The organism is Sphingobium olei, assembly GCF_042678845.1.
In the GTDB taxonomy this organism is placed as follows: Bacteria; Pseudomonadota; Alphaproteobacteria; order Sphingomonadales; family Sphingomonadaceae; genus Sphingobium; species Sphingobium olei.
The window spans coordinates 1-6,631 of the sequence record NZ_JBHTLS010000075.1 but is presented as its reverse complement, the minus strand read 5'-3'; the positions used below and the strand labels follow the sequence as shown (position 1 = coordinate 6,631).

At 58.4% G+C, this 6,631-nt stretch carries 8 protein-coding genes and 2 pseudogenes; 3 read left to right on the top strand and 7 right to left on the bottom strand.

The genetic code is table 11. The features are described from left to right. Positions 1-102: 102 nt before the first annotated feature. On the bottom strand, positions 103-768 hold the full coding sequence (locus tag ACFQ24_RS04630) for an alpha/beta hydrolase (protein WP_380909326.1): 666 nt from the start codon (positions 766-768) through the stop codon (positions 103-105). A gap of 124 nt (positions 769-892) precedes the next feature. Here ACFQ24_RS04630 and ACFQ24_RS04625 point away from each other — a divergent pair. Both ACFQ24_RS04625 and ACFQ24_RS04620 read left to right on the top strand, forming a co-directional pair. Next, positions 893-1,039: pseudogene (locus ACFQ24_RS04625) on the top strand (LysR family transcriptional regulator); the annotation flags it as partial. Between the two features lie 80 nt (positions 1,040-1,119). After that, on the top strand, positions 1,120-1,389 hold the full coding sequence (locus ACFQ24_RS04620) for a DUF6429 family protein (protein ID WP_380909324.1): 270 nt from the start codon (positions 1,120-1,122) through the stop codon (positions 1,387-1,389). 4 nt (positions 1,390-1,393) lie between these two features. On the opposite strand, the gene tnpC is transcribed toward ACFQ24_RS04620, so the two are convergent. The 4 genes from tnpC to ACFQ24_RS04600 all read right to left on the bottom strand — a co-directional run bounded on the left by tnpC (position 1,394) and on the right by ACFQ24_RS04600 (position 4,671). Next, positions 1,394-3,040, bottom strand: a complete 1,647-nt coding sequence (tnpC, locus tag ACFQ24_RS04615) for an IS66 family transposase (protein WP_380909322.1) — start codon at positions 3,038-3,040, stop codon at positions 1,394-1,396. A gap of 88 nt (positions 3,041-3,128) precedes the next feature. Beyond that, positions 3,129-3,476, bottom strand: coding sequence for an IS66 family insertion sequence element accessory protein TnpB (gene tnpB, locus ACFQ24_RS04610; RefSeq protein ID WP_317210012.1), 348 nt, complete (start codon positions 3,474-3,476; stop codon positions 3,129-3,131). Beyond that, complete coding sequence (gene tnpA, locus ACFQ24_RS04605) at positions 3,473-3,832, bottom strand: IS66-like element accessory protein TnpA (protein ID WP_031342981.1); 360 nt, start codon at positions 3,830-3,832, stop codon at positions 3,473-3,475. Before tnpA ends, tnpB begins: the two co-directional genes overlap by 4 nt. 374 nt (positions 3,833-4,206) lie before the next feature. After that, positions 4,207-4,671 carry a GNAT family N-acetyltransferase gene (locus tag ACFQ24_RS04600; RefSeq protein ID WP_380909319.1) on the bottom strand — a complete coding sequence of 155 codons (465 nt, stop codon included), beginning with the start codon at positions 4,669-4,671 and terminating at the stop codon, positions 4,207-4,209. A 3-nt stretch (positions 4,672-4,674) separates the two neighbouring features. Between ACFQ24_RS04600 and ACFQ24_RS04595 the strand changes: the two genes are divergently transcribed. After that, positions 4,675-5,286 (top strand): hypothetical protein, encoded by a 612-nt coding sequence (locus ACFQ24_RS04595; protein ID WP_380909317.1) that lies wholly within the window; start codon positions 4,675-4,677, stop codon positions 5,284-5,286. Between the two features lie 598 nt (positions 5,287-5,884). On the opposite strand, the gene ACFQ24_RS04590 is transcribed toward ACFQ24_RS04595, so the two are convergent. After that, on the bottom strand, positions 5,885-6,454 hold the full coding sequence (locus ACFQ24_RS04590; RefSeq protein ID WP_380909315.1) for a hypothetical protein: 570 nt from the start codon (positions 6,452-6,454) through the stop codon (positions 5,885-5,887). A 70-nt stretch (positions 6,455-6,524) separates the two neighbouring features. Next, a pseudogene (locus ACFQ24_RS04585) lies at positions 6,525-6,631 on the bottom strand (IS5/IS1182 family transposase); the annotation flags it as partial.

The following is a 6,631-nucleotide window of genomic DNA, read 5'->3' as shown; positions in this document are numbered from 1 at the left end:
AGGGCATGGCCGCCCTTGCCACCCCAATGATCGAGGAGGCACAGCCGCTACAGATTACACCCAAGGCCGCCTGAAAATGCAGCCCAGTGGCCACACCCGATTTTACACCACATTGACGGACGCGACCCCGATTTTGTTCGGATTGATGCCTAATCCGGTCGCCTGCGATCGTACCAACCGGATCGCGCGCTGGGCGTCTTGCAATGCAAGGAGGTGCTTGGGGGTAACGCCGCATTTGCATTCCGGATCACCGTAGTGATTGCTTTTGGGAACACGATATTTGACGAGAATGCAGGCGACGCCTTTCGAGGTCATCCAGTCGCAAACCTCCGTTCCTTCAAGATCAATCGCCAAATCCATGAAGCCGCCACCCGAAAAGACGAGCATGGCCGTACCATTGCCTTTCGTCTTAGCGGGGAAGACAGTCATGGTCGGCTTGGAAACATTATATACGCCGGTGACGGGCAAGCCGGAAAAACGATCCGGATTTGTTTTAGTCTCAGTATATTCGGGAGGGAGATCAATGCCCTCCATATTCGGCGCCTGCCCCGGCCAAATCTGGACTTGCTTAAAGCCTTTAGGCGGCTGCCAAATTCCTTCCCTCCGGCCATCGGGGCTTCGCTCAGCCATCGTGGGGAAAGCAGTATACTTCCTAGCCGGGTTGGAGACTTCCGCTTCGCCACAACCGGCCGCCAAGGATTGCGACAATAGAATCGCGACCAAGAAGCCTCGTTGGTAGCGCATTTCCGCGAATTTGGTCGTCCCCATAAATTATTCCACTTCCCAAGGCACGGCGCTGTATCTCATGTGGCAACAGAACTTGCCCCAAAATTGACCCATGGGCCAAACGATGATTGTTAGGGTCTGGGCCTAAAATTTTTAGGGACAGCCTGTGGATTTACGATCCCTTTCTCTCAATACGCTGCGCGGGTTCGAAGCTGCGGCGCGACACCTCAATTTCACACGCGCGGCCGACGAACTATGCGTCACGCAGGCGGCCGTCAGTCATCAGGTGAAGACACTTGAAAAGCATGTTGGGAAGGTACGCATCCGATAGCGGACGCAGTGTAGCTGGTGGTCAAGATGTGAGATTATCGGCAGCGCCGCGAGGAGCTGCCTATGGACGAGCAGGATATCGATACCGACCGGATTGATGAGGCGGTTCTGGCTCTGATGTTCTTGACGCTGCACGACCTGGATCGGACGTCAGGGACTTGTCAAGCCTGGAAGACCTTTGATTGGGATGCGCTGGGACGCTTGTATGAGGGAGGATTGATCAACAATCCCGTGGGCAAGGCGAAGTCGGTAGTGTTGACCTCAGCCGGCCGTGAGCGCTGCGAGCGGCTATTTCATGGACTGTTCTGCGCAAGGCGCAAGGCCTCGGTCTAACGGTTCAGGCAGCGATTTCCTGTGTGAGCTGCTGCTGAGCGGCCTTCCAGTGCCAAGGGAGGAGTTCGTGAAGGCGGCTCTGGGGTATGTCGGCGATCCGGGCGAGGACGTCGGTGAACCAGGCGAGCGGATCGACGTCGTTGAGGCGCGCGGTGCCGAAGAGGCTGAACATCATCGCGGCGCGCTGGCCGCCACGATCAGAGCCGACGAACAACCATGCTTTTCTTCCCCGAGCCACGCTGCGCAGCTCACGCTCGGCGGCGTTGTTGGAGAGGCATATCCGGCCATCGGCGAGGAAGGTGGTGAAGCCGTCCCAGTCGTTCTGGAGATAGGCGATGGCCTTGGCCACGGCATCGTGACGAGACAGTTTGCTGCGTGTCTCGCGCATCCAGGTCTCGAGTTCGGCAACGATGGGCGCGGATAATTCCCGGCGAACGGCGAGGCGCTCGGCGGCAGGCTTGCCGTTGATGTCGCGCTCGATGGCAAAGAGCCGGTCGATGATCTCGAGCGCTTCACTCGCCAGCGGCGAGACGAGCGGCGTGGCGCCCTTCTTCCTGCGTTTGAGCTGCTGCCTGATATCGACGAGCTTGAAGAACTCCCGGCGTGCGTGAACCCAGCAGTTGGCGCGGGTCATGGGTTTGTCCGTCCGGCCTTCCTCGAACAGGGCATTGAAGCCGGCATACCGGTCGACCTGGAGGATCCCGGCATAACCTGCCAAGTGAGCGCGGGGATGCTCACCTCTTCGATCGCTCGAGTAATAGCATAGCGCCACCGGCGGAGCCGTGCCGCCGAACGGGCGATCGTCACGCACATAATCCCATATTCGCGCTACGCTGGTCTTGAGCTTGGCGAGAAGCGGGACGGTGGTGTCGTCGGCATGCAGGCGGTCTGCGGCAAGCCCGTGGGCTTCCAGCAGCAGGAACAGGGGCTTTACCGCTACGCAGATCGCGCCGATCTGGTCTGCAAGGGTCGAGAGGCTCAAGGGGATGCCTTCGGCCTCGAGCCTGTCACGCTGGCTGTTCAGGGGCTGGTGCAGGCCGTACTTCTGGAAGGCGAGGTTTGCCAGGAAGTGCGGCCCGAACATTCCGCGCGGGGTTACGTGGAAGGGCGCGGGCGGCTGGCTGATCTTCTCGCACTGACGGCAGGAGACCTTCTCGCGCACGGTCTGGATCACCTTGTGCCGGGCCGGAACGCGCTCGAGCGTTTCGGTGACCGCCGCGGGAAGCTGGCTCAGATCATCCGAGCCACAGCATGGGCAAAGGTCCGGCGCGGGGATGACGACCTGTTCGCGCGGAAGATCGGCGGGGAAGTCGCGGCGGGTGGATCGCGTGCGGGTGAACGCCTGAACTGTGGTGGTCTTGGCAGCAGCGATCTGGCCGAGCAGCTCGGCCTCGCTGGCATTGGCCTCGAGTTCCTCGAAGGTCAGCTCGAGTTGATCGAGCAGGCGCCGGCTGCGCTCGGAGCGCGCGCCATATTTCTCGCGGCGCATCTGCTCGTTCATCAGTTCGAGATGGGCGTTACGAGCCCGCAGATCGGCGTTGATCGCCCAGACTTTGGCGGCCTCAGCCTCTGCCACCAGTGCCTGTGCACGCACGATGGCAAGTTCAGCGCGAAGCTGCACAAGCTCATCGGATGCGTTGCTGGAGACCATGCGCGGATTATAACCCGCAAGTCCTCAGAAACCCAGCATTTACAGCACTTTTATGCCGCTCCTGCTGCTGTTTTGACGAGGCAAGGAATTACCCTACCTGCGTCGGGCGCCAGGTCTCCTGCGGGTTGCGCCAATCCACGCCTTCAAGCAGGCACGCCATCGCGGAAGCCGAGATCGCGATCGTCCCATCCTTCGCTGATGGCCAGACAAAACGCCCTCTTTCCAGGCGTTTTGCATATAACGACATCCCGAGGCCGTCATGCCACAAGATCTTGCACAGCGATCCGCTTCGTCCCCTGAAGACGTACAGATCGCCGGCATGAACGTCCTTGTTCAGCGATTGCTGGACCTGCAGGGCCAGCGACCGCATTCCCCGGCGCATATCCGTATGCCCCAGCGCAAGCCACACCCTCACGCCGCTCGGGATCGGGATCACCGGGCCAAGGCCTTGATGACGGCCGCTGCCATGGTCGGCGACGCCGAATTGTAGATGCTCACCCGGGCGCCGTGGGAAAGCTCGACCAGGATCGCCGGCTGCACGGGCGTGGGCACGGAGCTCTTGTCTTCCAGCACGACAGCTTCGATGAAGCCATGGTCCTCCTGCGACGCGACGAGCGCCGCACTCAGCTTGCGCCGCCAGGTATAGACCAACGCAGTGGAAACGTCGTGCCGCCGAGCAACCTGTGACACACACGCGCCGGGGGCAAAGGCCTCTTCCAGAATGCGCCGCCGTTCCTCAGCACTCCAGCGACGGCGGCGTTCAGGCCCGCCGAAAACCGTGATCCGTCCCACAAACACCGCTCCTAAGTTCGCAAATAACTGCGACCTTAAGACCGATCCATCACTCCACCGGCAAGGCGCCGCTCAGCGGATGCGTACTTGGGAAGTCGCTTTTCCGCAGAACATCGCGCGGGCTGGTATCGAGCGCTGAAGGAGTTGTGCTGGCTCCAATTGTTTCCGACGCACCGCCGTAATCGGCGGGTATGTCGCCGGCGGATTCTTCGTCCCGCACGACGCGCCGACCGCCTATCTCGCCAGCGGCGTACTTGGTGTCGGCGCGGGCATGGCCGGATGGCGGATATTCAATGGTCGATGGTTCGCCCCAACGGTCAGTGAACGAAATTGACCTGATTTCGGCAACTAACCGAGATGAAGTATCGCGTTAGCTACAGGTTGAGACCAAGAAACGACGCGCCGGGGACCGGATTGAAGGAGATCGGCTCGGCGGGGACAAAACCAAGGGTTTCATACAGCTCGCGCGCGGGAACGAACTTCGCCTGCACATCTAACCTCATTTCGCTATAGCCCGCAGTGCGCGCTTCTTCGATGAGGCGTTCGGCCAGGGCGCGACCAAGATGGCGTCCTTGAGCATGGGGACGAACATATAGTCGCTTCATTTCACAAATTTCAGGAGTGACTTGGCGCATCGCAACGCAACCTTCAATTTCGCTCTCCCGGTCCGCGAGCAGGACGCATCCCTTCGGCGAAGCATATTTGCCCGGCAGATTGGAAAACTCTGCATCGTTGTTTTGATAATCGAGATTCACTGGGGAATTGGCAATAAACTCGCGCCAGATGCCCAGCACCGCGGCTGCGTCGTCAGGAAAGATCGCGTGCCGTATGATCGCCATAGCATGAATATATTGCCCGCGATCATGGCTGCTATAAGGCACGTTTTTGAGAGCATTGTGGTGATGCGGAACAGCCATCAACAAGCACAGGGCTCGCGGTGCGGCGCCAAAAGCCTGATTTTCGGGCGTCAGGTGCCGCTGTGCTTCAAAGTCTTCTCAATCAGCCAGACGTGTAAAGCATGGGCCGCGACAAATGTCGTCCCTGTGAACATCAATGCAGGCAATAACATCCCCTCCTGCCCCGGCCTCGGTGTAAGCGTTATCGCTCCAACACAGATTAGCCCCCACACACAGATTGCGAGAAACGGGGTAAAACTAAGGGCGAAAATACGGGGAGCGGACCAGTTGACCAAATTGGGAAGCGGCTCTGACCGAGAAAGTCGCCATTGCATCGGCAACCTTTCACTTTCCCGGAAGCGTGCGTTTGCCCAGATAGACAATCCAATCATCACTAGTGCGAAGATAGTGGACACGATCAGCACGGCTACAATCACGAGCATCACCTTTCGGCACCATCGTAAGCACGGTGCCGGAGGTTTGCAACTCGGCGTTGCCGACCGGCAGCTTCACCCTGACGCCAAGCACACAGCGAGCGACACGGCGGCTATGGCCTGATTGTCGCGAACTTGAGACAGCCGTAAGGTCCAGCTTTCATGGTTATGGCACAGCAAGGTTGAAGGCTGGGGTGGGCGCCAAAGGCCAAGTCAGAACACTCTATGATGTGCCCGATGGCTAAATCACTAGTCTGGCTTTGGCCTGCATGTTAAATAGGTCGCGTAAGTGGGAGAACGATGATGGGTGTGTGGGTTGCGATATCTGTTGGTGTTGCAGTTGCGATTTGCCTTCCGTTTGGTTTGGCTTTGTACGCTCGGTCAAAAAATTCTAACGTCTAAGAGGGGCGCGGGCTGGGGCCAGGCCCGGGTTGGTAGTCCCTCGATAGCGTTTCCATCGCGTCCTTTTTCCAGAGTGGGATCATCCCGTCTTTGTTCGCCGTCGAGCCGATATGAATAAGAGAGCTCTCCCAAGCCACTTTGATCGCCACGATACCTTGGGCTAGCACTAACGCGTGATTTCATTCGCTTTGGTAGCTTTGTGTCGGCCGGAAAGCACATGCCGCGCGGCATGGCGGTAAAAGCCTGTTTGTCGATCATCATGGGAACGTCAGTGCCAGGCCGACCCATTATGCGACAACTGACATAGCAAATGTGATTATTTATTCTGGAGCGGCCCTTATCGTATCACGCGAAAACGGTAGGTCGCTTCGAAGATAGGGCTGCAGGGCAGACCACGAGATTGTCGTACTGCCACCAGACAAATATCCTCCGAGTTCATAGGGATCGAAGGACCATGTGATACCCTTTGACCCAATGCTGGTGCGTTCCCACGACAGAGGGATGCCTTCCAGGTCGTCAGGTGATGTAAGTCCGTCACGATTGTCAAATTGCGCTAGCGCAATCCGCCGCAAGGTACGGTCAGGTGCAATTGCGAAAACGTCTTCCTCTGAGAGTGGGCGATGAAGTCTGCGTGACCAAATAACATTTTGGCTATTGCCTACGCCAGGATGCGCCGCACCTGCATAGTAAAAGCTCGCTTCAACCAAAACAGACACGACATCTGGTGACGCCGCTATCACATGTTCGATGACGTCCACCGAGCCTGCTTCGTCCCAGCGTTCAAATGAAGAGGGGTTATCGCCACGGTAGAAGCCCTGCCGCAGCTCTTCCGCCTTCTGACGCATGAAAGCAGAAAATTCCTTGTCCTCTGGCTTACTACCCTTAACCACCTCCACATGTTCTTTCCACGATGCGGGATACCCGGCGGGAGCCGATGACACTGAGAGCCTGTCTTGAATCTCATGCGTAACGAGCGATGCGCCTGATGAGGACGACGGCGGCAGCTGCATATAGAAGTGCAGTTGCGGATTTGATGGTTCGCTCGAAGTCCTTTGCCAAGCGTCGAT